Source organism: Rhodobacter sp. NSM, assembly GCF_052244495.1.
GTDB lineage: Bacteria > Pseudomonadota > Alphaproteobacteria > Rhodobacterales > Rhodobacteraceae > Cereibacter_A.
Window position 1 is genome coordinate 1 of record NZ_JBQPXH010000069.1, and the last position, 619, is coordinate 619.

Below are 619 nucleotides of genomic sequence, written 5' to 3' on the forward strand. Positions count from 1 at the left end.
TACGCCGATCAGCTCGGCCGCGCCCTGCGCGCGGGCAGGGTCGTCGTCCCTTGCCGGGTCGCTGACGTGCTCGCGGATGTGGTCCTCGATCATCTCGGCCGTCAGGCCCGCGACCGCGCCCCGCACCGAGGCGACGAGGTTCAGGACCTCGCCGCAGGGCGCCTCCGCCTCGAGCATCCGCTCGACCGCCTCCAGCTGCCCCCTGAGGCGACGGACGCGGGCGAGGAGCTTCGCCTTGTCTCTGGTGGTATGGCTCATGGGATAGGGGGATACCCTATATTTGCCCCTCAGGCAACGCCGGCGTGGGCCGGGCGGACGGCACGGGTGCCCGGCTCACCGAGCGGGAGCCGGGGGCCCACCGGCTTGCCGATCCGCCGCATCGCTCCAGTTGACTCCGTACCGTGGTACGGAGGCTATACCCGTGCCGACTCGGACGCAAACCCTTGAAAGGAGACGCGGCATGTCGGCCGACACACTCGAACGAACCCCCGCAAGGACGGCTTCGCTCTACCGCATGGTGACGCCGGAGCACACCTGCCCCTACGGGCTCAAGTCCCTCGACCTGCTGAAGCGGTCGGGCTATGCGGTCGCGGATCACCCCCTGCGCAGCCGGGCCGAA

The 619-nt window shown here is 70.3% G+C and carries 1 protein-coding gene; it reads right to left on the reverse strand.

Annotated elements, in window-relative coordinates:
* The coding region (locus tag ACTVZP_RS22315) for a metal/formaldehyde-sensitive transcriptional repressor (RefSeq protein WP_443214316.1) at positions 1-258 on the reverse strand (258 nt) is incomplete at its 3' end.
* Positions 259-619 lie beyond the last annotated feature (361 nt).